The following is a 26,793-nucleotide window of genomic DNA, read 5'->3' on the forward strand; positions in this document are numbered from 1 at the left end:
AGCAGGATGAGCACCGCCGCGCACTAGACCATTCCGCGGCGCGCGGCCTGCACCCCGGCCTGGAAGCGGGTGCCCGCGCCGAGCTGGTCCATCAGGGCCCGGACCCGCCGTTCGACGGTGCGCTGGGACACCCCGGCCTGGCGGGCGATCGTCGCGTCCGGCGCCCCGGCGGCGAGCAGCGAGAGGATCAGCTGGTCGCGCCGCTCGGTGGTGACGCCCCCGGTGGTGAGGGGCGAGCCGAGGTCCCAGAGGTGGTCCGACAGCGCGATCAGGGCCAGCACCATCGACCGGGCCCGGATCACGGCCGAGCCGAAGCCGGAGGGGTCGAAGGCGCTGACGTCGACGATGGCCACGGCCTCGTCGACGATGACCGCGGAGAAGGGCACCGCCGAGGTGAACCGGAACCGCTCCCCGCCGCGCTCGCGCGCCTCGAGGATCTCCAGCGCGCCGTCGATCTCCAGCACGTCGGTGTCGTAGACGGTCGTGTAGTCGAGCACGTTGCCGCCGACCCCCCGGCTGGGTTCCTCATGGCTGTGGAGCGGGCTGGCGAAGAGTGCTCGGGTGCGCGGCGAGAGCGAGCGGAAGGTGCGGATCCGCTCCGTGCCGGCGGCCACCGCCTCGGCCGTGACCGCCGCGATCTCGTCCAGGGAGTTGAGGATCCGGACGGTCCCCACGTCGGGGGTGCGGGAGGCCGACCTGGCCTGGAAGTAGACCTGCGCGAGCTCGTGCGCGGCGGAGCGGGTCTCACGAGCCCGTCTCTCGTAGTCGAGGGCGAGCGCGGGCAGCGAGATGTCAGGGGGCACCACCTCGATGGCGCCGCCAGGATGCAGTCGCACGAGGCCACGGCTGCCGAGGACGTCGAGCGAGTGATCGACCAGGGGCGCCTTCATTCCCTGCGCGATGAGCAGGGACCTGGTCGGCTCCTGGTGCTGGAGCACCGCCAGGAAGACCCGCGTGACGGTGCCCTCGGCCTCCTCGACGTCGACCTTGAGGTCGAGCCCGGCGGCGACGCCGGAAGGGAGTCTGGAGCCCTGACCGGCGCCCAGCCCGGCGCCCCGCCCCGGGCTCAGGCCGTTGGTGAGGACCGCGTCCGCGACCTCCGCGGCCGCCGCGTGGGCGGCCTCGTCCGTCCGACTGTCGTCCGACATGCCCACATGCTTGCCCTCTGGCGAGATTCCGTCAATGGCGCAAGTCCGACACCTCTGGGCTTTACCAACGGGCCGACCATGGTCCACTCTTGATTCAGTCGACAGCGTCGACCCACGTGCATGGTTGCAGGTTCCCCCGCCAGGCGACCGCACGTCGGCTGCGCGGCGTCCCCGGGAGATGTCCCCCCTGCCTCCCCGGGACGCCGCGCACTCATGTCCGGCCCCTTTCGCACGGCGCGCGCGTCCGGGTCGGCCCAGGTCGAGGCGACTCTCTACGCTGGACCCGTGAAGGTTCTCGTGATCGGTACCGGTGCCCGCGAGCACGCCATCGTCAAGGCCCTCGGTGCCGACCCGGAGGTCGACGCGGTGATCGTGGCCCCCGGGAACCCCGGGATGGATGCGATCGCGCTGTGCGAGGCCCTTCCCGGTGGGGTCCTCGACGGCGCGGCCATCGTGGAGCTGGCCCGCCGGCATACCGTCGATCTCGTGGTGATCGGCCCGGAGGCGCCGCTCGTGGCCGGGGTCGCCGACGTCGTGCGCGACGCCGGGCTGCTGGCCTTCGGGCCGTCGGCGCCGGCCGCCCAGCTGGAGGGAAGCAAGTCCTTCGCCAAGGACGTGATGTCGGCGGCGGACGTGCCGACCGCGATGGCGCGCGTCTGCACCACCCTCGACGAGGTCGCCGACGCGCTCGACGCGTTGGGGGCGCCGCACGTCGTGAAGGACGACGGGCTGGCGGCCGGCAAGGGCGTCGTGGTGACCGACGACCGTGCGGAGGCCCTCGCCCACGCCAAGGCCTGCTTGGCCAAGGACGGGGGCACGGTGGTGGTCGAGGAGTTCCTCGACGGGCCCGAGGTGTCGCTGTTCTGCCTTTGCGACGGCAAGACCGTCGTCCCCCTCGCGCCGGCGCAGGACTTCAAGCGGGTCGGTGACGGCGACCAGGGCCCCAACACCGGTGGGATGGGCGCCTACAGCCCCTTGGACTGGGCTCCCGCATCCCTGGTGGACGAGCTCGTCACGAGGGTCGCCCAGCCGACCGTCGACGAGATGGCCCGGCGCGGGACGCCCTTCTCCGGGGTGCTCTACATCGGGGTGGCCGTCACGTCGCGCGGCCCGCGGGTCATCGAGTTCAACGCGCGCTTCGGTGACCCCGAGACCCAGGTCGTGCTGGCTCGCCTGAAGACCCCGCTCGGGGGCCTGCTCAAGGCCGCCGCCACCGGTGACCTCGACTCCGTCGGTGCGCTCAAGTGGTCCGGCCAGCACGCCGTGACCGTCGTGCTGGCGTCGCACAACTACCCCGGCACGCCGCGCACCGGTGACCCCGTCACCGGGATCGAGGAGGCCTCGGACGTGCCGTCGGTGTACGTGCTCCACGCGGGCACCGCTCGCGCCGACGACGGCACGCTGGTCTCGGCCGGAGGGCGCGTCCTGTCGGTCGTGGCGCTCGGCGACAGCCTGACCCAGGCGAGGGAGCGCGTCTACGAGGCGGTCGAACACCTCGAGCTCGAGGGCTCGCACCACCGCACCGACATCGCGCTCGCGGCCGAGCGCGACGAGCTGCACGTCGGCTGAGGGGTCAGCCCGCGCGGCGCGCAGCCGCCAGTCCCACCACACCCACGAGCGCGCAGGCGGACATCGTGGCAGCGAACAGCCACCCCGGCAGGTCAGGCGCCTGCCACGCGATGAGGGCGCCCGCCGCGGCCAGGCCGATGGCCTGGGCGACCGACGCCGTCAGGCTCGAGGCGGCGGTGATCCGGCCCTGGTCGCTCACCGGCGCGAAGAGCAGCAGCTGGGTCGAGAGGGTGGGTGACACGATCCCCATCCCGAGCCCGGCCACGCCCCAGAGCACCAGCCCGGCGACGATGGGCAGCGCATCGAGACTGGTGAGCGCTGGACCGAGGACGCCGACCGCGATGAGGGCGAACCCGACGGCGAGACGGCGCACCGCAGGGACGCGTCGCTGGACCACGGCGAGCCCGTGCAGCTGCGACCCGGCGGCCCATGACAGACCGGTCACGGTGAGGCTCGCGCCCGCAGCGGCAGGCCCGAGGCCGTGGATCGTCGTGAGCATGAGGGGCAGGAGGCTTCCGGCGGTGCCGAACGCCGCCGCCACGAGCCCGCGCAGCGCCACGAGCGCGGGTATGCCGGGGGCGAACCGCAGCGTCCCGGCCGGCAGGACGGTGCGGACCGCGGGGACGGTGCAGGCCGTGCCCACCAGGACGAGCGCGCCGCCGAGCGCCTCGACGGGGCCGGAGCGGCCGAGGAGGGATCCACCCGCGGTGAGTGCGGCCAGGCCCGCAGCTGCGAGGGCGGCGGCACGGACGGCGCGGTGCTCGCGAGGCGTCCAGGCGGTCTGCGCGCCGGCACCCCCGGCGCTGGAACCTTCGGCGCGCATGGCGGGGCGCAGCAGGAGCCACGCGATCGGCAGCAGGGCGACCCCGATGCCGAAGACCGACCGCCACGAGAGCATCTCGGTGAGCAGTCCCGCGATCGGCGGGCCGACCAGCGACGGGAGCACCCACGCCGCGGCGAACGCCGCGAAGACCTTGGCCCGCAGCTCCTCGGGCATGGTGCGGGCCAGCAGCACGGTGAGCGAGACGTCCATCAGCGCCTCGGCGATCCCCGACCCGAACCGGCCCAGCGTGAAGACCGCCATCCCCGGGGAGAGGGCCATCGCGACCTGGGAGATGGTGAACGCGAGCATGCCCGCCCGGAGTGGTCGCACCGGCCCCCGGTGGTCGGCCCAGGCCCCGGCGACGACGGTGGTGACCACGAACGACACCAGCGGCGCGGCACTGGCGGCGCCGAAGAGCCACAGGCCGTCCAGGTCGCGCGCCACGGTGGGCAGCACGGTCATGGTGGCGCGGTTCTCGAAGGCGCCGAGGGTGACCAGGGCCACGGCTCCCACGGCGAAGGGCAGGTGGGCCCGGTCGAGCAGGGAGGCCGGACGCGCGGGGGAGTCCGTGGCGGGGATCTCGGGGGTGACGAGGGGCATGGGCACGAGTGTGGAAGTTGAAGTCGACTTCAAGTCAAGCCACTCCGCGCACGTGGTGCGCTGTGGTGGTCACGCAACCTCCGAGATGCCCGTTCGTGAGGACCTGGTGGCAACAAGTGCGGGCAGGGGCTGCACGGACTCGGCTGAGCGTTCGGCGCCCGGGCTGGGAGGATGTGCGCCATGACGTCCTCCCAGCCCGACGCGGCCGCCGCCGCGGTCGACCTGCCCGGCTACGCCCACGTCCACTCGGGCAAGGTCCGCGACCTCTACGCCCCCCTCGACGCCGCGGGTGCGCCTCGCGACGACCAGCTGCTGCTCGTCGCGAGCGACCGGCTCTCGGCCTTCGACTTCATCCTCGAGACGCCGATCCCCGACAAGGGCGCGGTCCTGACCCAGCTGTCCCTCTGGTGGTTCGAGCAGCTCCACGACCTGGTGCCCAACCACGTCGTCTCGACCGACGTGCCAGCGCAGGTGGCCGGGCGTGCGGTGCTGGTGCGCCGGCTCGAGATGCTGCCCGTCGAGTGTGTCGCCCGCGCCTACCTCACTGGCGGTGGCCTGCGGGAGTACCAGGCCGACGGCCACGTCAGTGGGGTGCGGCTCCCCGACGGCCTCGTCGACGGGTCACGGCTCCCCGAGCCGATCTTCACGCCGTCGACCAAGGCGCCCGTGGGCGAGCACGACCAGCCGATGCCGTATGCCGATGTCGTGGCTGCCGTCGGCGAGCGCACCGCCCAGCGCGCGAAGGACCTGACCACGCGGATCCTCGCCCGTGGCAACGAGATCGCGGCCGCGCGAGGCATTCTCATCGCCGACACCAAGGTGGAGTTCGGGATCGACGGCGACGAGCTGGTGCTGGCCGACGAGGTCCTCACCCCTGACTCGTCGAGGTTCTGGCCGGCCGACCAGTGGGAGCCCGGCCACACCCAGCCGTCCTTCGACAAGGAGTACGTGCGCGAGTGGCTGATCTCGCCCGCGAGCGGGTGGGACAAGGCGTCGGGCCAGGCCCCGCCGCCGCTGCCCGACGAGGTGCTCGAGCGCACCCGCGCCAAGTACGTCGAGGCCTACGAGCGACTGACCGGGCGCACCTTCGTCGCGGGCTGACCGGGTGGGCCCTCGCCTCCGGTCGACCGGCACGCGGGCGGTCTCGAGGGCGGGGACAGGGCCCGGTCAGCGGCGGGTCAGCAGCGCCACGGGGATGGGCCGGCCCGCCTTGCGGGCGTACTTCGCCACTCCCGGCAGCGTGGCGACGATGACGTCGCGCCACACCTCGTCCCGCTCGGCCCCGGTGAGCTCGCGAGCCGACGCCCGCATGCGCTCGGACAGCACCTGCAGGTCCGTCTCCCCTGCCGCCCGCAGGTTCTGGAACCAGTCGGGGTCTCGCGGGCTGCCCGAGCCGGTGCCCCAGACGAGGTAGCCGTCGGGTCTCCGGAGCGCCCTGACGCAGGTGGAGCGGGGCAGTCCGCTGCGCCGGCCCACCGTGGTCAGCATGACCACGGGAGCGTCCTTCGTGCCGCCCATCGCGCGGCCGTCCATGCGGCGGTACATCCACGCGCCGATACGGGTCGACCACTGGGCCATCGACATGGCTCGAGTGTCCCCCGCCTCGGGCAACCTGAGAAGACCCCGCTGGCTCACGCCGGACGCCGCGTCCGCGAGGTGACCGCGCGGCATACCCGGCGGTGTGGCGCGGATAGACTGCGCGTGCTTCCTTCCCCGCACCACCCCGCTGCAACCCAGGAGACACCCGAATGGGCCACGTCGTCATCGACGTCATGTTGAAGCCAGAGATCCTCGACCCCCAGGGTCAGGCCGTGAACGGGGCGCTTCCCCGGCTCGGCTTCGAGCAGTTCACCGACGTGAGGCAGGGCAAGCGGTTCGTCCTCACGGTGGACGGCGAGGTGACCGACGAGCACCTCGCGGCGGCGGCGGAGGCGGCCGAGAAGCTGCTCTCCAACCCGGTGATCGAGGACGTCGTGAGCGTGCGTCGTGCAGAGGACCCCGACCAGTGAAGGTCGGGGTCGTCACGTTCCCGGGCTCGCTCGACGACCGTGACGCGGCCCGAGCCGTGCGCGCCGTCGGCGCCGAGGCCGTCATGCTCTGGCACGGCGACGCCGACCTCAAGGGGGTCGACGCGGTGGTGCTGCCCGGCGGCTTCTCCTACGGCGACTACCTGCGCTGCGGCGCCATCGCCCGCTTCGCCCCCGTCATGGACGCACTCATCCCCGCGGCGCAGGGCGGTCTGCCCGTGCTCGGGATCTGCAACGGGTTCCAGGTGCTGTGCGAGTCGCACCTGCTCCCCGGGGCGCTGATCCGCAACGACCACCGCAAGTTCAACTGCGTCGACCAGCGGCTGGTCGTCGAGAACGCCTCCACCGCGTGGACCTCCGACTTCGAGGCCGGGCAGGAGATCACCATCGTCCTCAAGAACGGCGAGGGTGGCTTCGTGGCCGACGAGCGCACGCTCGACGAGCTCGAGGGCGAGGGTCGCGTGGTCTTCCGGTATGCCGGTGACAACCCCAACGGCTCCTACCGCGCCATCGCGGGCATCACCAACGACCGCGGCAACATCGTGGGGCTCATGCCCCACCCCGAGCACTGCATCGAGGAGGGCTACGGCCCCTCGACCGACGGGCTCCCGTTCTTCACCTCCGTCCTGAAGGCACTGGCCACCTCATGACCGCGCACCCGACGACCGCCCAGGTCGACAAGCCCGTCCTCGACACTGTCGCCCACGCGGCGCAGACCCCCGACGTCGCCCAGCCGTGGGTCGAGCTCGGCCTCAAGGAGGACGAGTACGCCAGCATCCGCGAGATCGTCGGCCGGCGCCCGACCAGCGCCGAGCTGGCGATGTACTCCGTGATGTGGTCGGAGCACTGCTCCTACAAGTCGTCCAAGGTGCACTTCTCGCTCTGGGGCGAGAACACCACCGACGAGATGCGCGAGAAGCTGCTGGTCGGCATCGGTGAGAACGCCGGCGTCGTCGACATCGGTGACGGCTGGGCGGTGACCTTCAAGGTCGAGTCGCACAACCACCCGTCCTACGTGGAGCCCTACCAGGGTGCGGCCACCGGCGTCGGCGGCATCATCCGCGACATCATGTCGATGGGCGCTCGCCCGATCGCGATCATGGACCCGCTGCGTTTCGGCAACCTGAACCACCCCGACACCCAGCGGGTGCTCCCAGGGGTCGTCGCAGGGGTCGGTGGCTACGGCAACTGCATCGGCCTGCCGAACATCGGTGGCGAGGTGGTCTTCGACGACTGCTACCAGGGCAACCCCCTCGTCAACGCGCTCTGCGTGGGAGCCATGCGCATCGAGGACATCCACCTGGCCAAGGCCTCCGGGGTCGGCAACAAGGTGATCCTCTTCGGGGCCAGGACCGGCGGCGACGGCATCGGCGGGGTGTCGGTGCTCGCGTCCGAGACCTTCGACGAGGGCGGCCCGACCAAGCGCCCGGCGGTCCAGGTCGGCGACCCGTTCGCCGAGAAGGTGCTCATCGAGTGCTGCCTCGACCTGTATGCCGCGCACGTGGTCGACGGGATCCAGGACCTCGGCGGCGCGGGCCTGTCCTGCGCCACCAGCGAGCTGGCCTCCAACGGCGACGGCGGCATGCAGATCGAGCTCGACCGCGTCCCGCTGCGTGACACCTCGCTGCGACCTGAGGAGATCCTCATGTCGGAGAGCCAGGAACGCATGATGGCGGTCGTGGCCCCCGAGCACCTCGACGAGTTCATGGCGATCACCGACCGCTGGGACGTCGAGGCGACGGTCCTCGGCGAGGTGACCGACGGCGAGCACCTGGTCATCACCTGGCACGGCGAGGTCATCGTCGACGTCCCCCCGCGGTCGGTCGCCCACGAGGGCCCGACCTACCACCGCCCGCTCGAGCGACCGGCATACCTGGATGCGTTGCAGGACAACGGCACCGACACCCTCGGACGTCCTGTGGACGGGCTCGGCCTCAAGTCCGACCTGCTGACGCTGCTCGCCTCCCCGAACCTCTGCGACAAGTCCTGGGTCACCGACCAGTACGACCGCTACGTGCTCGGCAACACCGCCCTCGCGATGCCCGATGACGCCGGAGTGGTGCGGGTCGACGAGGAGACCGGTCGCGGTGTCGCGGTCTCGACCGACTGCAACGGGCGGTTCGCCAAGCTCGACCCGTACGCCGGCGCGCAGCTCGCGCTGGCCGAGTCCTACCGCAACGTCGCGACGGCGGGGGCGACCCCGTTGGCCGTGACCGACTGCCTCAACTTCGGGTCCCCGGAGGATCCGGGCGTGATGTGGCAGTTCCGCGAGTCGGTCAAGGGCATCGCCGAAGGGTGCAAGATCCTGGGCATCCCCGTCACCGGCGGCAACGTCAGCTTCTACAACCAGACCGGCGACGTCGCGATCCACCCGACTCCCGTCATCGGCGTGCTGGGCGTCATGGACGACGTCGCCCGGCGCACGCCGTCCGGCTGGCGGACCCCGGGCCAGGTCATCTACCTCCTCGGTGCCACCAGCAACGAGCTGGCCGGTGGCGAGTGGGCGCACGTCGTGCACGGTCACCTCGGGGGCCTGCCGCCGAAGGTCGACCTGGCGGCGGAGCAGCTGCTCGGCGAGATCCTCGTCAACGCCAGCCGTGACGGCCTGGTCGACGCGGCCCACGACCTGTCCGACGGAGGCCTGGCGATCGCGCTGGCCGAGGCGACGATGCGCTACGGCACCGGGGCCCGGATCTGGCTCGACGCGGTCTGCGAACGAGACGGCATCGACGCCTTCACCGCCCTCTTCAGCGAGTCGACCGCACGCGTCATCGTGTCGGTGCCCCGCTCGGAGGAGGTGCGTTTCACCGACATGTGCACGGCCCGTGGCCAGGTGCACGCCCGGATCGGTGTCGTGGACGACGAGACCGACGGCCTCGATGTCCAGGGCCAGTTCGTGGTCTCGCTCGACGAGCTCCGCACGGCGCACACCGGGACCCTCCGGTCGGTCTTCGGCGGCTGACCCGCTGGTCCGGCGGCTGCGGGTCGCCCACGACTCGCAGCAGGGCATGGTGGGTGGTCGCCGATCGCCGCGGCACCCAGGGCTGGACACGCGAGCGGCCCGGTCGCGCATCCCCCGCGCGCCCGGGCCGTTCGTCCCCTGTGTGTCCCCGCCTTGAACAGTACGTCGGGGCACTGACAGCCGCCATGGGTAGAAGTACCCATTCTCGTCCGCCGAACGGCTCATCGTGCCGGGCGTCACGGGACATGGGTGGGTCGTGCGACGATGCCGGTATGCCGCCGCGCCGCCGAGTCCCCGTCGCCGCCGGGCGATCCGCGGTGGAGGTCTGGCGCTCGCAGGGAGAGGCCACGCCTCGCGTCGACCTCGCGACAGCCGTGCGCTTCACGCTCGAGGAGCTCTCGGTCGTCGCACCGGGGCGCAGCGTCGAGGTGCGGGTCCCACCGTTCGGGGCGGTCCAGTGCGTCACGGGCACCACCCACACGCGCGGCACGCCCCCCAACGTCGTCGAGACCGATGCCCAGACCTGGCTGGCGGTGGCGACCGGCGCGCTGACCTGGGACGGTGCCTGGGAGTCGGGCACGCTCAGGGTGAGCGGCCACCGCGCCGACCTCACGGCATACCTCCCGCTCGCCTGACCGCCGCCCCACCCGAGGAGTCCGATCCGCATGCAGATGAAGCTCGAGCTGGTCCCGCTGCCCGTCTCCGACGTCGAGCGGTCCATCGCGTTCTACGAGGGCACGCTCGGTTTCACGAAGGACGTCGACGTGCAGCCCGCCGAGGGCATCCGGGTCGTCCAGCTGACGGCCGAGGGCTCGGGCTGCTCGGTCGGCTTCGGCACGGGGCTCGGGGTCTACCAGGGAGAGCCCGGCAGCATCCGCGGCCTGCACCTCGTCGTGGAGGACATCGAGGCGGCGCGGGCCGAGCTGGTCAGCCGGGGGGTCGAGGTCAGCGAGATCCACGACTTCGGGGGCGGGGTCAGGGGCGCGGAGTTCGCCGACCCCGACGGCAACTCGTTCGAGCTGCAGGAGATGGCCTGGCGGCGGGGCGACACCTTCTAGCCGGACGGTCCGGGGTGGGGCGCGACCTGTTGCGCTCAGATCTGCACCGAACCCGCGGATCGCGGGTCTGGTGACGACCAGGTGGCAACAAGTCGGGGTGGGGGCCTACTCGCCGGGGAAGCGGACGCCGATCTGGGCGCGGACGTCGTCGAGGGCGTCCATGATCGTGAGGGTCTCGCCAAGCGGCATCAGCGGCGACTCGAGGGCACCCGCCGTGACCTGCCGAGCGACCTCCGCAGCCTCGAAGTGCAGCCCGTGCCGGGTGTCGGCGTTGGTGAAGCGGTCGAGCTCGGTGCCGTCGGGTGCCACCAGGCGGACGACGGCGCGAGGTCCGTAGAAGTCGCCGTCGATCTCGAGCCGAGCCTCGGTGCCACACACGGCTGCCGTCGTCGGGGTCTTCGTCAGCATCGTGGTTCCGAGCACGCCCATCGCCCCGCGGCTGCTGGTGACCCCGATGGCGGCCTGCGCGTCCACCCCCGTGTCGGTGCGGGTGCCGCTCGCCGTGACGTCGGCGAAGTCGCCGAGCACGAAGTGGGCGAACGACACGGGATAGATCCCCAGGTCGAGCATCGCGCCGCCGGCCAGCGACGGCTCCGACAGCCGGGCCGGTCCGTCGGGGTAGAGGTGCTGGCCATGGTCGGCATGGACGGTGTGGACCTCGCCCAGCAGGCCGTCCTCGAGACACCTGCGCACGACGTCGATGTGCGGGAGGAACCGCGTCCACATCGCCTCCATCGCGAAAACCTGTGCAGCAGAGGCCGACTCGACGATCTCGCGCGCTTCGTTGGCGTTGCGGGCAAAGGCTTTCTCGACGAGCACCGGCTTCCCGGCGGCCGTCGCGAGCATGGCCTGCGCGCGGTGCTCGGAGTGGGGGGAGGCGACGTAGACGACGTCGACGTCAGGGTCGGCGACCAGTTCGTCGTACGCCCCGTAGGCCTTGGCGACCCCGAACTCAGCGGCGAACGCCTGCGCCCGCGGGAGGCTGCGGGAGGCCACGGCCTGGAGCTGTTGGCCGGACGCCGCCCGCAGCGCCGTGGCGAAGGAGTGCGCGATGCCCCCCGGCGCCAGGATCCCCCAGCGCAGGGCCGGGGCCTCGTGCGGGTCCGGGGTGCGGGGAGAGGGGAGCGTCAGAGAAGGCATCGGCCCATCATCGGCGCTCGGAGCGGGATGCGCACCGGTCGTCCCATCAGGTGTCGGTCGCGACGGTCCGCCGGCGTGCGCCGACGGTCACCGTGCGGCCGCAGCACAGCGATCGGGTCAGCGGACGCGCCACTCGCCGGGGGCGGTGGGAGGGCGAGGGCTCGGCACCGCGTCGGCGTCGGTGAACGGTCGTCCGGACCCCAGGGCCCGCGTCAGGGCGCCACCCTCCAGCACCGTGCTGGGGAAGGCCCCGCGGGCGACGCTGCGGATGATCGAACCCAGCAGGAGCGGGCGGCGCGACCCCACCAGCACGAGGTTGCCGAACCGCCGGCGCTTCCAGATGTCGACCTGGGCGATGGCGGCGGTGTGCGGCAGGTGCTGCGACAGGCCGGCCAGCACCCGCGCCGCGTGCCGGTGGTCGGGCTCGTCGGCGGTGTTCATCGCGACGACCCCGGCGGTCCGCAGCACCCGCGCCACGTCGGCGAACCACTCCGAGCTGATGAGGTCGGCCGGGACCTGGCTCTCGGCATACGCGTCGACCACGATGGCGTCGGCACTCGCGTCCTTGAGCGCCGCGACCCCCGCACGCCCCGGCTGCGGACGCACCCTGATCCGGTGGCCACGGGGGAGCGGCAGCTCGCGCCGCACCTGCTCGGTGAGCGGGGCGTCGGGTTCGAGCACGATCTGGGGCGAGCCCGGCCGGGTCGCCTGGACGTAGCGCGGCAGCGTCATCGCCGCGCCCCCGACGTGGGTGACCGCGACCGGTCCGTCGGGGAGCGAGTCGAGGACGGCGCCGAGGTGCTGGACGTAGCCGAAGACGAGCAGCTCGGGGTCATCGAGGCTGACGTAGGACTGCGGGTAGCCGTCGACGAGGACGGTGCTCCCGCCGTGCTCGTCGAGCTCGATCCTGAAGTCCTGCACGGTGTCAGCCAGTCAGCCTGTCAGTCCTTGCGCGGTCAGGGCCGGACGAGGGACTTGACGGCCCGGCGCTCGTCCATCGCCGCGTAGCCCTCCGCCACCTCGGCCAGCGGCACCTCCAGGTCGAACACCAACCCGGGGTTGATCGCGCCCGAGAGCACGTCGTCCCGCAGCTGCGGCAGGTACTGACGGGCCGGTGCGATGCCGCCGGCGATGCCGACGTTGCGCACGAACAGGTCCCGCACCGGGTACTCGATCCCGTGCGGCACCCCGACGTAGCCCACCGTCGCTCCGGGTCGGGCCGCGGCGATCGCGGTCGACATCGACTCGTTGGTGCCGACGCACTCCAGCACTGCGTCCGCGCCCACCCCGTCGGTGAGCTCCTTCACGGCGTTGACGGCGTCGTCACCGCGCACCTCGACGATGTCCGTGGCGCCGAACTCGCGGGCGATCCGCTGGCGCGCCTCGTGGCGGGACATCGCGATGATGCGCTCGGCGCCCATCCGCGCGGCGGCCAGGACGCCGCTGAGCCCGACGGCCCCGTCTCCGACGACCACGACCGTGTCGCCTTCCTGGACGCCGGAGGCAACAGCGGCGTGCCAGCCGGTGCCCATGACGTCCGACAGGCTCAGCAGGCTCGGCACCAGGCTGTCGTCCGGCACCTCCCGCGTCGAGACGAGGGTGCCGTCGGCCAGCGGGACCCGCACGTACTCGCCCTGACCGCCGTCCACCATCGCGCCGTCCCGGTCGGTGCTGCCCCAGAAACCGCCGGACGAGCAGCGCGACTGGATGCCGACCCGGCAGTGCGGGCAGGTGTTGTCGGAGTACATGAAGGGCGCGACCACGAAGTCGCCCTGGCGCAGGCCGCGCACCTCCGCGCCGACCTCCTCGACGATCCCCACGAACTCGTGCCCGATCCGGGTCGGCTCGGTCACGTCGTTGATGCCGCGGTAGGGCCACAGGTCGCTGCCGCACACACACGCGGCGGTCACCCGCACCACCGCGTCGGTCGGCTTGACGATGGTGGGATCCGGCACGTCTTCGACCCGGATGTCGCGGGGGGCGTTGAGGATGGTGGCCTTCATGGCGCCCAGCCTGCCACGCGGCCAGCCGGGGTATGCCACGCGGCCAGCCGGGGTATGCCGCGCGGTGGGCCACGCGGCATACCCTCGCCCCATGCGCTTCGGCATCACGATCCTCCCCGAGCACCGCTGGACCGAGGCCGCCCCGCTCTGGCGGCGTGCGGAGGAGTACGGCTTCGACCACGCCTGGACCTATGACCACCTGGTCTGGGCAGGGCTGCCGGACGCGCCGTGGTTCGGGGCGCTGCCCACCCTGACGGCGGCCGCGACGGTCACCTCGACGATCAGGCTGGGGACCTTCGTCAGCTCACCCAACTACCGCCACCCCTACGTCTTCCTCCGAGACCTGCTCGCGCTCGACGACATCTCCGGTGGCCGCCTGCTGTGCGGCCTGGGGACGGGGGGTGACCTCGACGCACGGATCCTGGGCGAGGAGCAGTCCCTCAAGGAGCGCGTCGACCGGTTCCACGAGTTCGTCGAGGTGCTCGACCGGCTCTTCCGCGAGGACCACGTCGACCACGACGGGGCGTCGTACCGCACGGTCGACGCCCGCACGCTCCCCGGTCCGGGGCAGCAGCCCCGGGTGCCGTTCGTCGTCGCCGCCAACGGGCCACGGTCGCTGCGCCTGGCGGCCCGGCTGGGCCAGGGCTGGGTGACCTATGGCAAGGGTGGCGACACGCTCGAGGAGTGGTGGAGCGGGATCGCGGACCTGTCGGCCCGGCTCGACGCCACGGAGGCGGACGCGGCACGACCGGCGCCGCTGGACCGTTACCTCTCGCTCGACGGGGCCCCGAGGTTCTCCCTCGAGAGCGCCGAGCTGTTCGTCGAGATGGTGGGCCGGGCCGGCGCGCTGGGGTTCACCGACGTGGTCACGCACTGGCCCCGACCCCACGGTGTCTACGCGGGCAGCGAGTCGGTGCTGGAGGACGTCGCGGGCCGCCTGCCCGGCCTCAGCTGATCCAGGTCGCCCTCGCCGCTCACACTTCTGGCCACCCGTCTCGCACGTGGCTGCCCAATGGGGCCTTCAGTGCGGGACGAGTGGCCAGAAGCGGGATGGGTCAGGAGAAGCTGAACAGCGCGACCGGTGCGGACGTCGGTGCCGGCGAGCCGCCGGCCGGTTCCACGGTGATCCCGGCGCCGGTGGCCGTCGCCGCATCTCCGTCGAGGAGCACCGTGACCGTGTCGGCAGTGCCGTGCGGCATCACCCCGGCGCTGACCATGCCGCGGTTGGGCTGGTCGAACCAGAGCTGGAAGTCCTTGCCGTCGGGTGCGGCCGGCATGTGGTCGGCGATGATGACGGCCTTGCCGAGGGAGGCGCTGCGCACGATGGTCGCCTTGGCGCCACCGATGACCTTCTCGAACCGCTGGGCGTCCTTGGCCTCGAGCACCTGCTCGGTGGCGCTGACGTTGCCGCCGGTGCCGTTGTCCCACGGGCTCCAGCTGATGCCGCCGATGAGCAGCACGGCGGCAGCGGCAGCCGTGGCGAGCCAGGCGACCACCCGACGTCGGGGCCGGAGCTGGACGACGTTGGAGTCAGCCCGGGTCGGCGCCTCAACCGTGGGCGAGGATCCGCCAACGGGTCCAGAGGCGACTGGGCCACCGGACTGCGCCTCGAGAGGGGGGAGCGGCCGGACCGTCTTGATGCCGGCCAGGACCGCGTTGCGCATCGAGGCGGGAGGGGCGGTCTCGGTCATCAGGGAGAGCTGGTTGGCGGCTTCCTGGAGGGAGGCCACCTCCGCCTGGCACTCGGGGCACTCGGCGAGGTGCAGCTCGAAGTCGCTGCGCTCCTGCTCGTCGATGGCGTCGACTGCATAGGCGCCGACCAGTCCGTGGATATCGGCACTCATGATTGCACCCCCATGCTGTCTCTCAGGCGGATAAGTCCGTCACGTATTCGGGTCTTGGCGGTGCCGAGGGGCACCCCCAGGAGGGAGGCCACCTCGGTGTGCGTGTAGCCGCCGAGGTAGGCGAGCTCGACGGCCTTGCGCTGGGTCTCGGTGAGCGACTCCAGGGCATTGCGTACGCGTTGGGCGTCCAGGCGACGTTCGACCGTCTCGGCCGTCTCGTCGTAGGTGCGCTCCTGGTTCCGTGAGCCGTAGGTGTCCTCACGGTCGGTGGACGCCTGGGCGGACCGCACCCGGTCGACCGCCTTGCGGTGGGCGATGGTGAGCATCCAGCTCACCGCGCTGCCCCGCGCGGGGTCGAACCGGGCGCTGGTGCGCCAGATGTCCAGCATGGCTTCCTGGGCGACCTCCTGCGACTGCGCCGGATCCCGCACCACGCGGAGCACCAACCCGTAGATCCGGGCGGACACCGCGTCGTACAGCTGGGCGAAGGCGTTCTCGTCACCGAGGGCGCTGGCTCGCAGGAGGCCGGCGAGGTCGGTGCCCACGGCAGCGCCTCCCCAAGCGGGTTGAGGACCTGAGGGGGTTGCTGCCATGGGCACCATCATCGCTGATCAGTCTCAGCTGGGGAGGAGAACGCCGTCGATGATGTAGACCGTGGCGTTCGCGGTCTGCACGTTGCCACAGATCACGTTGGCCTCGCCGACCTTGAACGACTCGCCCGAGCCGGTCACCTTGATGGTGCCCCCGCCGAGGGTCTTGTGCTCGCCCGCCAGCATCTCGGGCGTGAGCTTGCCGGGGACCACGTGGTTCGTGAGCACCTTGGTGAGCAGGCCCTTGGGGTCCTTCATCGCGGCGTCCATCGTGGCCTTCGGCACTGCGGCAAAGGCGTCGTTGGTCGGGGCGAAGACGGTGATGTCCTTGGCCGAGTTGAGCGTCTCGCCGAGACCGGCCTCGGTCACCGCGGTGACCAGGGTCGACAGGACGGGGTTGTTGCTGGCGGCGGTGGCGACCGGGTCGGTGGCCATGCCGGAGAACGAGCCCTTGCCGTCCGCGGGGACCGCGGCGCAACCGGCGCCGAACGGCTTGCCGGCCATGTCCTCGGTGGTGCTCGAGGAGGAGCTGGACGACGACATCGGGGACGACGAGGTGGACGAGGCTGCGGTGTCGTCGGAACCGGAGTTCCCACAGGCGGCCAGGCTGAGCGGAAGGGCGAGGCTGAGGGCAGCAATGGTGCTGCGGCGTGCGAGTCGCATGATGGTGGCTCCTTGTTGTGGACTGTCTGACACCCGGTATTCGGACCTGCCCCGAGGGTGGATTGGATGGTTTGAAAACATTTCTCCTCCAAGGGAATCCGTGCCTGACGCAGCGGTATCCGTGCACAACACAGTGGGTTCGGTTGCGGCGGAGCTGGATCCGACTGCGACACAGCGGGATTCGATACGACAGATCCCGGCGCCGCACGACCAGACGTGCGACACCGGGATCCGGGGCCTGCGGACGGGGCTGCGCGTGCAAGCCCCGTCCGCAGGGGTCAGGAGAGATGGGTCAGGAGATGAGGACCACGATCGAGTGCCAGCCGGAGGCGCCGCCCGGGAAGGGATCGGCCCGCTTCTCGGTCTGGAACTCTCCGGTGCCGTCCTTGGCGCGGACCGTGAGGTCGTGCCGACCGGGCTTGGCGTCCCACACCCAGAACCACTGCCGCCAGTAGTCCGTACCGCCGTCGGGTCCGAGGGTGGCCTTCTCCCAGGGCCCGTCGTCGACCCGCACCTCGACCTCGGTGATGCCCCGGCGCTGGGCCCAGGCCACGCCGCCGACGGCGATCTTGCCGGCCGGCTGGGTCGCGAGGCCCGCGGGCGTGTCGATCCGCGCCTGGGTCTTGACGGTGCCGTCGGTCAGCCAGTCGCGCTTGGTCCAGTAGGCCTGGTCCGCGGCATACGTGGTCGCGGTCAGCTTGGTCAGCCACTTGGTGGCTCCCACGAAGCCGTAGAGGCCGGGCGTCACCATGCGGGCCGGGAAGCCGTGCCGCGCGGGGAGGGGCTGGCCGTCCATCGCCACGGCGATGATCGCGTCGCGGTCGTCGGTGAGCGCCTCGATCGGGGTCGAGATCGTCATGCCGTCGGTGGACTCGCTGAGGATCTGGTCGACGCCGTCCTGGACGCCGGCGCGCTCCAGCAGGTCGCGCACCCGCACGCCGAGCCAGCGGGTGGACGAGATGTAGGGGCCGCCGACCTCGTTGCTGACGCAGTTGAGGGTGATGTCCTTCTCGATCATGGGCATCTTGAGCAGCTCGTCGAACGTGATCGTGAGCTTGTTGTCGACCTTGCCGGTGATCTCGAGCTTCCAGCTGTCGACGTCGATGCGCGGGATCACCAGGGCCGTGTCGACCCGGTAGAACTCCTTGACGGGGGTGCGGAACCGGCTGATGCCCTTGACCTTGTCCTCCAGCCCGGTGGGGAGCGCCGGGATGGTCTCCTGGGGCTGGGGCAGCGCCACCGACGACGGCAGCGTGGCGGGAGCGGCGAGCTTCTGGCCCAGGGCGCCCAGCGCGGCCGCGCCGACCGTGACCCCTGCGGCTCCGAGGAGGAAGTTGCGTCGGGCCGGCGTGCCGGCAGAACCCTTCGCGTATGCCGTGTGGTCGAGCGGCGACTCGGGCGTCACCGCACCGGGGGTGGGCAGGTTGGGGATGAGCGCGCGCAGCCCGGTGATCGTGAGGACACCGATGATGGCCGTCACGAACGCCGGCACGATGTCGAACGGCGCGGAGGCCGGGCGGAACCACGCTGCCAGGCCGGCCAGCGAGGCGAGGCCGACGACGAGGATGTTGGCCAGGCTCGGCCTGGACCGCGACACCAACCCGATCGCGGCCGCGGCGAGCACGACCACGAGGGTGACGCTGCCCAGCAGGATCGGCTTGTCGGCGGTGCCGAAGTGCTGGACCGCCCACTCCTTGACGGGGGTCGGCGTGGCGTCGATGACGGTCGAGCCCACGGCCAGCACGGGCGAGGCGGCCGGGTTCACGAACGCCGCGACGAGGTGACCCACCGCCATACCGGCCGCAGCCGCGAGCACGCCGCTGACGGCATACATCGCGCGCTGGCTCTTGCGGCCGGGTGGTCGTGCGTTGGGTTCCATAGTTGCTATTCGTACTCCCGCGCGTCCCGGATGGGATCCCCGACCGGGTTACCGGATGCTGACGCGGGTAGCGTGAGCACGTGCCACCGACCCGTCGCTACCCGAACTTCGTCGCGTTCATCGCCACCGGCGCCATCCTCGGCTTCGTCGTGGGCTCGGCGGTCGCCTACTTCGGTGACGACTCCGCGACCTACGGGCACGACTACAGCGTGACCAGCGCGGTGCTCTTCCTCGGGGTGACCGGCGCGGCCCTCTTCGCGCTCGTGGCGGCCGTCGTGGCCGTGCTGCTCGACCGACGCACCTGAGCGTCCGGCGACGCGCCCGGACGGGCGGACGTCGCCGCCGGGGACTGTGGGAGACTGGGCCACGTGGCACGCGGCGACGGACGGCTCTCGCATGATCTGCTTCCCGGCGAGAAGGGCCCGCAGGACGCCTGCGGGGTCTTCGGCGTCTGGGCTCCCGGCGAGGACGTCGCCAAGCTGACCTACTACGGCCTCTACGCCCTGCAGCACCGCGGGCAGGAGTCGGCCGGTATCGCGACCTCCGACGGTCGCTCGATCCTCGTCTACAAGGACATGGGCCTGGTCTCCCAGGTGTTCGACGAGCGGTCGCTGGCGTCGCTGCGCGGCCACCTGGCCGTCGGGCACTGCCGCTACTCGACCACGGGCGGTTCCACGTGGGAGAACGCCCAGCCCACCCTCGGCGGACACGCCGAGTCGACGGTGGCGCTGGCCCACAACGGCAACCTGATCAACTCCGCGGAGCTGCGCGAGATGGTGCAGGAGCGCCGCGCGGAGGGCTACGGCGCCGAAGGTGGCGAGCTGGGTCGCGGCAACACCACCGACACCGCCCTGGTCACCGCCTTGTTGGCCGACGACCCCGACCGCTCGCTCGAGGCGGCGGCGCTCGACCTGCTGCCCAAGCTCAGCGGCGCCTTCTGCTTCGTGTTCATGGACGAGCACACCCTGTATGCCGCTCGCGACCCCCAGGGGATCCGTCCGCTGGTGCTGGGTCGGCTCGAGCGCGGCTGGGTGGTGGCCTCCGAGACAGCCGCCCTCGACATCGTGGGCGCGTCGCTGATCCGCGAGGTCGAGCCGGGCGAGCTGATCGTCATCGACGAGGACGGCCTGCGCTCCCAGCGGTTCGCCGAGACCGACCGCAAGGGCTGCGTCTTCGAGTACGTCTACCTGGCGCGCCCCGACACCACGATCAACGGCCGCGGCGTGCACGAGTCGCGGGTCGAGATGGGCCGCACCCTGGCCCGGGAGCACCCGGTCGAGGCCGACCTCGTCATGCCGACCCCCGAGTCGGGGACCCCGGCCGCGATCGGCTACGCCCAGGAGTCCGGCATCCCCTACGGCCAGGGGCTGGTCAAGAACTCCTACGTCGGGCGCACGTTCATCGCCCCCTCGCAGACCATCCGCCAGCTCGGCATCCGGCTCAAGCTGAACCCGCTGCGCGAGGTCATCAAGGGCAAGCGCCTCGTCGTGGTCGACGACTCCATCGTCCGCGGCAACACCCAGCGCGCCCTCGTCAGGATGCTCCGCGAGGCGGGGGCGGCCGAGGTCCACGTGCGCATCTCGTCACCGCCGGTGCGCTGGCCCTGCTTCTACGGCATCGACTTCGCGACCCGTGCAGAGCTGATCGCCACCGGTATCGGGGTCGAGGAGGTCTGCACGTCGATCGGCGCCGACTCGCTCGGCTACATCTCCGAGGAGGGCATGGTCGCGGCGACGGAGCAGCCCGCCGACTCGCTGTGCACCGCCTGCTTCACAGGCACGTACCCGCTGGAGCTGCCCGACGCGAGCCGGCTCGGCAAGAACCTCTTCGAGACCCTGCCCATCGACGTCGACGTGGACGGTGTGTCACTCGGGGTCGGCGGCGGCGCCGAGGACGCCCTCACCCGCCCCTGACCTACCCCACGTGTTGCCCGCAGGTGGTCACGGACGCCCCGTTCGGGCGTCTCCTGACCACCAGTTCGCAACAGGTCGGGACTGACGTCGACTTGTTGCCACCTGGTCGTCACGGGGAGCCCGAGATCGGCCTGAGGTGACCATCCGGTGGCAACAAGTCCGCCGAGAGCTGTCAGGCGCCGGTCACCGGGGCGTCCTCGCGCCGGGGCTCACGCCACAGCTCGAGGGTCTGCGTCAGCCAGAACAGCCCGAACTGGGCGATCAGTGCCGCCTCGAGCCAGAACACCCAGTGGTCCAGCCAGCCCAGCCACGGCCCGGTGACAGCGATGACGGCGATCGAGACGACCATCAGCAGGAAGCCGAGGAAGTACCGGTTCCAGAAGTGCGCCCGCGGTGGCCGGCCGTCCTCCCTCGCCTGCTTGAAGGCCAACCCGCGGGCACTGACGAAGACGACAGCGACGATGCCGAGGAAGAGCAGGATCGCCGCGGTGTCGTGTCCGTGGCACAGGAAGGCGTCGCGGTTGACGACGTAGAACCCGGCCAGGCCCAGGAACGCCACGACCGAGGCCGCCAGGGCCGCCCCGGCACCCTTGGAGAGGGCCCGCTCCGAGGCGGGGGTCGCGAAGACCTGGATCCCCATCACGACGACGAACGCGACCACGGCGATGGACATCAGCGCCGTCACGTTGTTGCTGATCGCGTCGCGGACGTCGCGCGGGATCGCGCTCGCCACGCAGCTCTTCTCGGGCCGGGTCGGGACGAACCCCACGATGAACGCGAAGAACCCCGACCCGTTGAGGAGCACGTCCTCCAGGTCGGTGTTGCCCTGGTAGACGATCAGGCAGGTGCCCACCGCGCAGAGGCTGGACACGAAGACGGCGCGGACCGGCGTGTAGTAGGACGCACTGATCGACTGGAGCATCTGGCCGCTGTCCGAGTTGATGTACATCGTGACCGAGGCGAAGAGCAGCAAAACCAGGAGCACCATGGCCAGCCGCAGGTAGCGGTAGGTGCGCAAGAGGTCGAACTGGTAGCTCGTGGACATGGCTGGTCCCCCTCGACGAATCCGGTCCCTGCACCACTGATGAGGAGGGTCCCACTGCCGCGTCTGATACGTCAGCCCCCGCGCACTAGGCTGGGCGGGTGAGCGAGCCGATCACCTATGCCTCCGCCGGTGTCGACGTCGAGGCCGGTGACAAGGCCGTCGAGCTGATGAAGGCCTCCGTGCGCCGGGCCACCCGGCCGGAGGTGCTGGGAGGCCTGGGTGGCTTCGCGGGGATGTTCGACGCCTCGGCGATCGCCCGCATGACCCATCCGGTCCTGGCCACCAGCACCGACGGTGTGGGCACCAAGGTCGCGATCGCGCAGGCGCTCGACAGGCACGACACCATCGGCTTCGACCTCGTCGGCATGGTGGTCGACGACATCGTGGTGTGCGGGGCCGAGCCGCTGTTCATGACCGACTACATCGCCACCGGCAAGGTCGTCCCCGAGCGGATCGCGGCGATCGTCACGGGCATCGCCGCGGCGTGCGAGCAGGCGCGGGTCGCCCTGGTGGGCGGCGAGACGGCCGAGCACCCCGGCCTGCTCGAGCCCGACGAGTACGACGTGGCGGGTGCCGCGACCGGTGTCGTGGAGTATGCCGATGTGCTCGGCCCCGACCGTGTGGTGCCCGGCGACGTGGTCCTCGCCCTCGGCTCCAGCGGCCTGCACTCCAACGGCTACTCCTTGGTGCGCAAGGTGATCGGCGCCGCGGGCTGGCAGCTCGACCGCCACGTGGACGAGTTCGGACGGAGCCTCGGCGAGGAGCTCCTGACCCCGACGCGGGTCTACTCCGCCGACCTGCTCGACCTCATCCGCACCGACAGCATCGACGTGCACGCGCTGTCCCACGTGACCGGTGGCGGCCTGGTCGCGAACCTCGCGCGCGTCCTCCCGCCGACCGTCTTCGCCCGGCTCGACCGCTCGACCTGGACCCCGCCTGCGGTCTTCTCCACGATCGGCTCGCTCGGGCAGGTGCCGCGGGCCGACCTCGAGCGCACGCTGAACATGGGCGTCGGCTTCGTCGCGATGCTGCCGGCCGACCAGGTCGACCGGGCAACCCGCGAGCTCGAGGCCCGCGGCATACCGGCGTGGACGATCGGCGAGGTGACCGCGGCCGAGGACGCCGTCGTCGAGGACGGCCACGAGGTCGTGCGGGGTGCCAAGGGTGTCGAGGGCGGCGCCGTCCAGCTGGTGGGGGACCACCCCACGGGCTGAGTACCCCACCCCATGCGGCGGGCGTCGTCCGGGCGGCACACTCGGCGCCATGGCCCGACGCTCCAGCAGCACGATCGCCTGGTCCCTCGGGGTCGGGTGGGTCGGCGCGCTCGCCATCGGGGCGGCCGGACTGGCGCTGACGGTGGTGGTGGACATCGCGTCCTCGGCGCTGGACGCGCTCGGCCACGCGTCCTCGGACGCGACCTCGACCTCGGACATCTGGGTCGTGACCGGAGCGTCGATGGGGTTGTGCCTCGCGGTCGCGGGCGGTGGCGGGTGGGTGCTCGCGGGCGGGCCCGACGGCCTGACCCCGCGCTGGTTGGCCGGGCTGGCGGTGGGGCTGGTCGGTGTGGCCGCTGGTGCGGCCCTCTTCGCGATCGTGCTCGGGCTCACCCCGATCTGAGCGACCGCTGGCTCCAGCGGGCTCCGACCGGCCCGACGGGCTCCAGCGGCTCCGAAGGGCCCGACGGACTCCCGCGGCCCCCCGCGGCCAACCCCCGTCTGCGGCTTCCCCGGGCGGCCGCGCTGGCGTTACCGTCGGGTGGTGTGGGCTCCTGACGACGAGGACCAGCTGGTGCGGCAGTACCGCTTCCTCCTGCGCACGGCCCCGCTCGACGCCCTCGAGGCGGCCCACGTCGAGGCCCTGACGCCGATGTGGCGCTCGCGTCGTTCGGTCGTGCTGCGAGCCGTGCAGGAGGGCCTGCTGGCGGGGGCGCGGCTCGACCCCGACGACATCGGCCCGATCGCCCACCTGGTCGCGTTGGGTGAGCGCCGCCGTCCCGGCGAGTTCCTGCGCGCCTGTCCGCGCGCCGTGCTGACGCCGTTGGCGGGTGCGGTGATCCTGAGCGAGGCGATGTTCGGGCGGTTCGGCGGGTATGCCGCGTGGGACGGCACCGAGCCCGACCTCGCCGAGGTGGGCGAGTGGGCCGACGGCGGCTACGGCGAACACTGGCACGACGTCCTGATGAACCACGTCAGCTACCGCAACTTCGTGGGCGGGCCGAGCTCCCCGGACACGGCCTTCGGTGGTCACTGAGGGCCAGACCCGGCCGAATGCCGCAGACCGGACCTCGCCGGGGCACCCCGGGCAGCCCGACGCCTCATCCGTCTGAAGGAGTCCGAGAGCGCATTCTGGGTGAGCCGATCCGGTCCGTCGCTGCCTACCGTCGGACACGTGAGCATCTTCAAGCGCCGTACCGCCGAGCCAGCGGGCCCGGTCGAGCGCCCGCAGGTCCGCCAGTACCGCTTCCTGCTCCGCTCGTCAGACCTCCCCGCGCTCGAGCGCCTCCATGCGGAGGCGCTGGCCACCCTCGACGTCCTGATCCGCGCCCACATTTTGCGCACCACCCAGGACCGCCTGCTCAGCGGCCGCGAGCTCACCGTCGACGACATCGAGGGCCTGGCCCACCTGCTCTGCACGGGTGAGTCGCAGACCCCGGGCATCGTCGTGTCGGCCCTGACCGAGGCTGCGCTCGAACGCCTCGCCTTCCGCGTCACCACGCTGCCGGGCGCCGAGCCCCTGCTCGAGGGCTATGGCGGGTGGGACGGTGTCGACCGTGCGCCGGCCCGGCCGCAGGCCCCGAGCGCCCCCACCAACGCCAGCCTGACCAGCCCGGTCATCAGCATGACCCAGCAGCCAGCCGCCGTTGGCGCCCCGCGGAGCCTGGCCAGCCCTTAACATCAGGCATGGAGACACCGCGCCAGCTCGAGGACCAGACCGTCAGGCAGTACCGCTACCTGTTGCGGACGGCCTCGCCGGACGCGCTGCAGGCGGCCCACCGCGAGGCACTCGACCGACTCGACGAGGGCCGGCGCGCGGCGGTCCTGGCCGCCGTCCGTGCGGGGCTGGTCGCAGGGCAGCGGCTCACGCCCGACGCCACCGGCGCGATCGCGCGGCTCGTCAGCATCGGTGAGCGACGCGAACCCCGGGCCTTCCTCGACGCGTGCGACCCGGTCGCCCTGCAGGCGCTGGCCGACGCCGTCATCAACGCCGAGGCGGCCTTCGGCCTCTTCGCCGGGTATGCCGCGTGGGACGGCGCCGACCCCGAGCCCAGCTCGTTCGGTGACGACCACGGCGGCAACGGCGCCCACGAGGCGCTCGGCGTGCAGGTGAACACGGCGAAGGACCTCGCGCGGTCCCACGCGGCCCAGACCGGTGTCGGGGCCGGGGGCTTCTAGCCGAGCACCTCGTCGGTCGTCGCCAGCGTGACCAGCGGAGCGTAGAGCGACATCACGTCGAGCGCCTTGCGGTGGTTGTCGTCGGTCGACCCGGCGCAGGCGTCCGTCACCACCGTGACCGCTGCCCCCGCATCGGCCGCCGCCAGGACCGTCGAGATGACGCAGCAGTCCGTGGCCACCCCCGCGACCACCAGCGCCGGCTGCTCGCCGACGATCGCACGCAGGTCCTCGTTCCACTTGCCGAACGTGGTGGCGACCACGGTGCGCCGGGCCAGGGCCGCGACGTCGTCGGTCAGCTCGTAGAGGGGGCTGTCCGAGGGCTCGAGGGCCCAGGGGAACTCCTCGTAGTAGGGCGCCCAGGCCCCCGTCGGAGCGGCCGGCGCGACGAACCTCGTGAACAGCACCCGTTCGCCGAACGTCGGGGCGAGCCGCACCACGTTGGCCGCGGCGGCGGCATACCGCGGAGCGCACCAGGCACTGGACGGGTCGCCGAAGACCCGCTGGAGGTCGATCGCCAGCAGCAAGGGGCGCTCGGTCACGTGCCGAGCTCCTGCTGTCGCACGGTGCTGCGTCGCGCCACCAGGGTCACCAGGAAGGACAGCACCAGCGCCAGGAGGACCCCGAGGTTCGCGTAGGGCCAGGTGCCCTCCCAGTAGGGGCCGGCCGGGTCGTCGACGAACTTCCCGAGGCCGAGGGGTTCGATGAGGTAGCCCTGCCAGTTGTTCCAGGAGGCGTCGCCGGCGAAGCTGTTGACGACCAGTCCCCAGCCGAGCACGGTCGTGACGACCATCGTGCCGATCGAGGTCCAGTCCCACGCGCCGTAGCGGCCGCTCGCGTCGAACAGCGCGTCGTCGTCGTAGTCGCGTCGGCGCAGCACCAGGTCGGAGATCATGATGCCGGCCCAGGACGCCAGGGGGACGCCGAGCGTGATGAGGAACGACTGGAACGGGTTGATGAAGCTCTCGGCGAAGAACACCACCCAGATCGTGCCGACGGTGAGGATGACCCCGTCGATGAAGGCCGCCCGCGGCCGGGGGATCCGCACGCCGAGCGACAGCAGGGTCAGGCCCGAGGAGTAGATGCCGAGCACCGCCCCGCTCACCAGGGCCAGGATCGCCGCGACGAGGAAGGGCAGCAGGAACCAGGTCGGCAGGATGGTGGCGAGGGTGCCGATCGGGTCGGCCTGGATGCCGTCGCGCAGCTTCTCGTCGGAGCCGGCCAGCAGGAGCCCGTAGATGACCAGGACGACGGGGGCGAGGGCTCCACCGAAGGTGTTCCAGGCCGCGATCGAGGCGCCCGAGGCGTCGCGCCGCTGGTAGCGAGACCAGTCGGCGGCGATGTTGATCCAGCCGAGGCCGAACCCGGTCATGACCAGCACCAGGGCGCCGACCACGGCGCCGGTCGAGCCGCTCGGCAGCGCGTTGACGGCTGACAGGTCGACGTCGTCGACGGTGAGCGCGATGTAGACGATCGTCGCGATCCCCGTGATCCAGGTGAGGTACGACTGCATCTTCATGATGATGTGGTAGCCGGCCACGGACGCCGCCACGATCAGGGCGGCCACGACGACGCACGCCACGACCTTGGTGCCGGTGCCCCCGCCCCAGCCGAGCTGCTTGAAGATCGTCGCCGTGGCCAGGGTCGCGAGGATGGCGAGGAAGGTCTCCCACCCGATCGAGGTCAGCCACGAGATGACCCCGGGCACCTTCTGGCCGGTGACGCCGAAGGCGGACCGCGACAGGATCATGGTCGGCGCCGAGCCACGCTTGCCGGCGATCGCGATGAGCCCGCAGAGCAGGAACGACACGACGACGCCGACGACCGTGACGAGCACGGCCTGCCAGAAGGAGATGCCGAAGCCCAGCACGAAGCCGGCATAGCTGATCCCGAAGACCGAGACGTTGGCCGCGAACCACGGCCAGAAGAGGTCCTTCGGACGAGCCGTGCGGTCGGCCTCGTCGATGATCTCGATACCGGTGGTCTCCACCCCCAGGCGCTGCGTCTCAGCGCGCGTGTCTGTGCTCATGACGCGAGCGTAGTGCTCAGGGCACGCGCACAGACCGAGGCGCCACGGCATACGGACATGGCCGCACGCCGCGGCGCGGCGGAGGTGACACACGAGCCCTAGGGCCCGCGC

General features: G+C 71.8%; 28 protein-coding genes. 15 read left to right on the forward strand and 13 right to left on the reverse strand.

From position 1 onward, the window contains the following. Positions 1-23 precede the first annotated feature (23 nt). Complete coding sequence (locus tag ABD262_RS14280; protein WP_344137422.1) at positions 24-1,148, reverse strand: helix-turn-helix transcriptional regulator; 1,125 nt, start codon at positions 1,146-1,148, stop codon at positions 24-26. 285 nt (positions 1,149-1,433) lie between these two features. On the opposite strand from ABD262_RS14280, the gene purD reads away from it, so the two are divergent. Next, positions 1,434-2,717, forward strand: a complete 1,284-nt coding sequence (gene purD / locus ABD262_RS14285) for a phosphoribosylamine--glycine ligase (RefSeq protein ID WP_344137425.1) — start codon at positions 1,434-1,436, stop codon at positions 2,715-2,717. Between the two features lie 4 nt (positions 2,718-2,721). Here the strand turns inward: purD and ABD262_RS14290 are convergent, their stop codons facing one another. Beyond that, positions 2,722-4,140 carry an MFS transporter gene (locus ABD262_RS14290; RefSeq protein ID WP_344137428.1) on the reverse strand — a complete coding sequence of 473 codons (1,419 nt, stop codon included), beginning with the start codon at positions 4,138-4,140 and terminating at the stop codon, positions 2,722-2,724. 180 nt (positions 4,141-4,320) lie between these two features. On the opposite strand from ABD262_RS14290, the gene ABD262_RS14295 reads away from it, so the two are divergent. Then, positions 4,321-5,241: a phosphoribosylaminoimidazolesuccinocarboxamide synthase gene (locus ABD262_RS14295; RefSeq protein ID WP_344137431.1), complete on the forward strand. Its 921-nt coding sequence runs from the start codon at positions 4,321-4,323 to the stop codon at positions 5,239-5,241. A gap of 66 nt (positions 5,242-5,307) precedes the next feature. Here the strand turns inward: ABD262_RS14295 and ABD262_RS14300 are convergent, their stop codons facing one another. After that, entirely contained in the window at positions 5,308-5,724 is a 417-nt protein-coding gene (locus tag ABD262_RS14300; RefSeq protein WP_344137434.1) for a nitroreductase/quinone reductase family protein, read from the reverse strand. Between the two features lie 164 nt (positions 5,725-5,888). Here ABD262_RS14300 and purS point away from each other — a divergent pair, with 164 nt between their 5' ends. The 5 genes from purS (at position 5,889) to ABD262_RS14325 (ending at position 10,187) form a co-directional block, all read left to right on the forward strand. Next, positions 5,889-6,149: a phosphoribosylformylglycinamidine synthase subunit PurS gene (gene purS / locus ABD262_RS14305; protein WP_344137437.1), complete on the forward strand. Its 261-nt coding sequence runs from the start codon at positions 5,889-5,891 to the stop codon at positions 6,147-6,149. Then, positions 6,146-6,817 carry a phosphoribosylformylglycinamidine synthase subunit PurQ gene (purQ, locus tag ABD262_RS14310; RefSeq protein ID WP_344137440.1) on the forward strand — a complete coding sequence of 224 codons (672 nt, stop codon included), beginning with the start codon at positions 6,146-6,148 and terminating at the stop codon, positions 6,815-6,817. The genes purS and purQ overlap by 4 nt, the downstream gene beginning before the upstream one ends. Further along, positions 6,814-9,129 (forward strand): phosphoribosylformylglycinamidine synthase subunit PurL, encoded by a 2,316-nt coding sequence (gene purL / locus ABD262_RS14315; RefSeq protein ID WP_344137443.1) that lies wholly within the window; start codon positions 6,814-6,816, stop codon positions 9,127-9,129. The genes purQ and purL overlap by 4 nt, the downstream gene beginning before the upstream one ends. Positions 9,130-9,401: 272 nt before the next feature. Continuing rightward, positions 9,402-9,764, forward strand: a complete 363-nt coding sequence (locus ABD262_RS14320) for a sterol carrier family protein (RefSeq protein ID WP_344137446.1) — start codon at positions 9,402-9,404, stop codon at positions 9,762-9,764. Positions 9,765-9,794: 30 nt separating this feature from the next. Next, positions 9,795-10,187, forward strand: a complete 393-nt coding sequence (locus tag ABD262_RS14325; RefSeq protein ID WP_344137449.1) for a VOC family protein — start codon at positions 9,795-9,797, stop codon at positions 10,185-10,187. A 105-nt stretch (positions 10,188-10,292) separates the two neighbouring features. Here ABD262_RS14325 and ABD262_RS14330 read toward each other — a convergent pair whose 3' ends face one another. From ABD262_RS14330 to ABD262_RS14340, 3 genes are all read right to left on the reverse strand, one after another. Next, positions 10,293-11,327, reverse strand: coding sequence for a Gfo/Idh/MocA family protein (locus ABD262_RS14330; RefSeq protein WP_344137452.1), 1,035 nt, complete (start codon positions 11,325-11,327; stop codon positions 10,293-10,295). A gap of 117 nt (positions 11,328-11,444) precedes the next feature. Next, entirely contained in the window at positions 11,445-12,248 is an 804-nt protein-coding gene (locus tag ABD262_RS14335) for a spermidine synthase (RefSeq protein ID WP_344137455.1), read from the reverse strand. A gap of 35 nt (positions 12,249-12,283) precedes the next feature. Further along, positions 12,284-13,330 (reverse strand): zinc-dependent alcohol dehydrogenase family protein, encoded by a 1,047-nt coding sequence (locus ABD262_RS14340; protein WP_344138238.1) that lies wholly within the window; start codon positions 13,328-13,330, stop codon positions 12,284-12,286. Positions 13,331-13,421: 91 nt separating this feature from the next. Between ABD262_RS14340 and ABD262_RS14345 the strand changes: the two genes are divergently transcribed. Continuing rightward, positions 13,422-14,285, forward strand: coding sequence for an LLM class flavin-dependent oxidoreductase (locus ABD262_RS14345; RefSeq protein ID WP_344137458.1), 864 nt, complete (start codon positions 13,422-13,424; stop codon positions 14,283-14,285). A gap of 100 nt (positions 14,286-14,385) precedes the next feature. Here ABD262_RS14345 and ABD262_RS14350 read toward each other — a convergent pair whose 3' ends face one another. The 4 genes from ABD262_RS14350 to ABD262_RS14365 all read right to left on the reverse strand — a co-directional run bounded on the left by ABD262_RS14350 (position 14,386) and on the right by ABD262_RS14365 (position 18,306). Beyond that, positions 14,386-15,174: an anti-sigma factor gene (locus tag ABD262_RS14350; protein WP_344137461.1), complete on the reverse strand. Its 789-nt coding sequence runs from the start codon at positions 15,172-15,174 to the stop codon at positions 14,386-14,388. Then, positions 15,171-15,719, reverse strand: a complete 549-nt coding sequence (gene sigK / locus ABD262_RS14355; protein ID WP_344137464.1) for an ECF RNA polymerase sigma factor SigK — start codon at positions 15,717-15,719, stop codon at positions 15,171-15,173. Before sigK ends, ABD262_RS14350 begins: the two co-directional genes overlap by 4 nt. A gap of 72 nt (positions 15,720-15,791) precedes the next feature. Beyond that, positions 15,792-16,427: a fasciclin domain-containing protein gene (locus ABD262_RS14360; protein ID WP_344137467.1), complete on the reverse strand. Its 636-nt coding sequence runs from the start codon at positions 16,425-16,427 to the stop codon at positions 15,792-15,794. A gap of 292 nt (positions 16,428-16,719) precedes the next feature. Next, positions 16,720-18,306 carry a molybdopterin-dependent oxidoreductase gene (locus ABD262_RS14365; RefSeq protein ID WP_344137470.1) on the reverse strand — a complete coding sequence of 529 codons (1,587 nt, stop codon included), beginning with the start codon at positions 18,304-18,306 and terminating at the stop codon, positions 16,720-16,722. A gap of 80 nt (positions 18,307-18,386) precedes the next feature. On the opposite strand from ABD262_RS14365, the gene ABD262_RS14370 reads away from it, so the two are divergent. Continuing rightward, positions 18,387-18,611, forward strand: a complete 225-nt coding sequence (locus ABD262_RS14370; RefSeq protein ID WP_344137473.1) for a hypothetical protein — start codon at positions 18,387-18,389, stop codon at positions 18,609-18,611. Between the two features lie 63 nt (positions 18,612-18,674). Next, entirely contained in the window at positions 18,675-20,219 is a 1,545-nt protein-coding gene (gene purF, locus ABD262_RS14375; protein ID WP_344137476.1) for an amidophosphoribosyltransferase, read from the forward strand. Positions 20,220-20,391: 172 nt separating this feature from the next. Here the strand turns inward: purF and ABD262_RS14380 are convergent, their stop codons facing one another. Continuing rightward, the gene (locus tag ABD262_RS14380) at positions 20,392-21,264 is read right to left on the reverse strand and encodes a hypothetical protein (RefSeq protein ID WP_344137478.1); all 873 of its coding nucleotides are present in this window, start codon (positions 21,262-21,264) and stop codon (positions 20,392-20,394) included. A 98-nt stretch (positions 21,265-21,362) separates the two neighbouring features. Between ABD262_RS14380 and purM the strand changes: the two genes are divergently transcribed. The 5 genes from purM to ABD262_RS14405 all read left to right on the forward strand — a co-directional run bounded on the left by purM (position 21,363) and on the right by ABD262_RS14405 (position 24,656). Further along, on the forward strand, positions 21,363-22,478 hold the full coding sequence (purM, locus tag ABD262_RS14385) for a phosphoribosylformylglycinamidine cyclo-ligase (RefSeq protein WP_344137481.1): 1,116 nt from the start codon (positions 21,363-21,365) through the stop codon (positions 22,476-22,478). A gap of 49 nt (positions 22,479-22,527) precedes the next feature. Continuing rightward, on the forward strand, positions 22,528-22,881 hold the full coding sequence (locus ABD262_RS14390) for a hypothetical protein (RefSeq protein WP_344137484.1): 354 nt from the start codon (positions 22,528-22,530) through the stop codon (positions 22,879-22,881). 141 nt (positions 22,882-23,022) lie between these two features. After that, positions 23,023-23,514, forward strand: a complete 492-nt coding sequence (locus ABD262_RS14395; protein WP_344137487.1) for a hypothetical protein — start codon at positions 23,023-23,025, stop codon at positions 23,512-23,514. Between the two features lie 138 nt (positions 23,515-23,652). Beyond that, positions 23,653-24,156 carry a hypothetical protein gene (locus tag ABD262_RS14400; protein WP_344137489.1) on the forward strand — a complete coding sequence of 168 codons (504 nt, stop codon included), beginning with the start codon at positions 23,653-23,655 and terminating at the stop codon, positions 24,154-24,156. A gap of 8 nt (positions 24,157-24,164) precedes the next feature. Beyond that, positions 24,165-24,656, forward strand: a complete 492-nt coding sequence (locus ABD262_RS14405) for a hypothetical protein (protein ID WP_344137492.1) — start codon at positions 24,165-24,167, stop codon at positions 24,654-24,656. On the opposite strand, the gene ABD262_RS14410 is transcribed toward ABD262_RS14405, so the two are convergent. Both ABD262_RS14410 and ABD262_RS14415 read right to left on the reverse strand, forming a co-directional pair. Next, positions 24,653-25,195: a cysteine hydrolase family protein gene (locus tag ABD262_RS14410; protein WP_344137495.1), complete on the reverse strand. Its 543-nt coding sequence runs from the start codon at positions 25,193-25,195 to the stop codon at positions 24,653-24,655. The genes ABD262_RS14405 and ABD262_RS14410 overlap by 4 nt on opposite strands. Then, positions 25,192-26,682: a purine-cytosine permease family protein gene (locus tag ABD262_RS14415; protein ID WP_344137498.1), complete on the reverse strand. Its 1,491-nt coding sequence runs from the start codon at positions 26,680-26,682 to the stop codon at positions 25,192-25,194. The genes ABD262_RS14410 and ABD262_RS14415 overlap by 4 nt, the downstream gene beginning before the upstream one ends. Between the last annotated feature and the right edge of the window lie 111 nt (positions 26,683-26,793).

Source organism: Pedococcus bigeumensis, assembly GCF_039531795.1.
Taxonomy (GTDB): domain Bacteria; phylum Actinomycetota; class Actinomycetes; order Actinomycetales; family Dermatophilaceae; genus Pedococcus; species Pedococcus bigeumensis.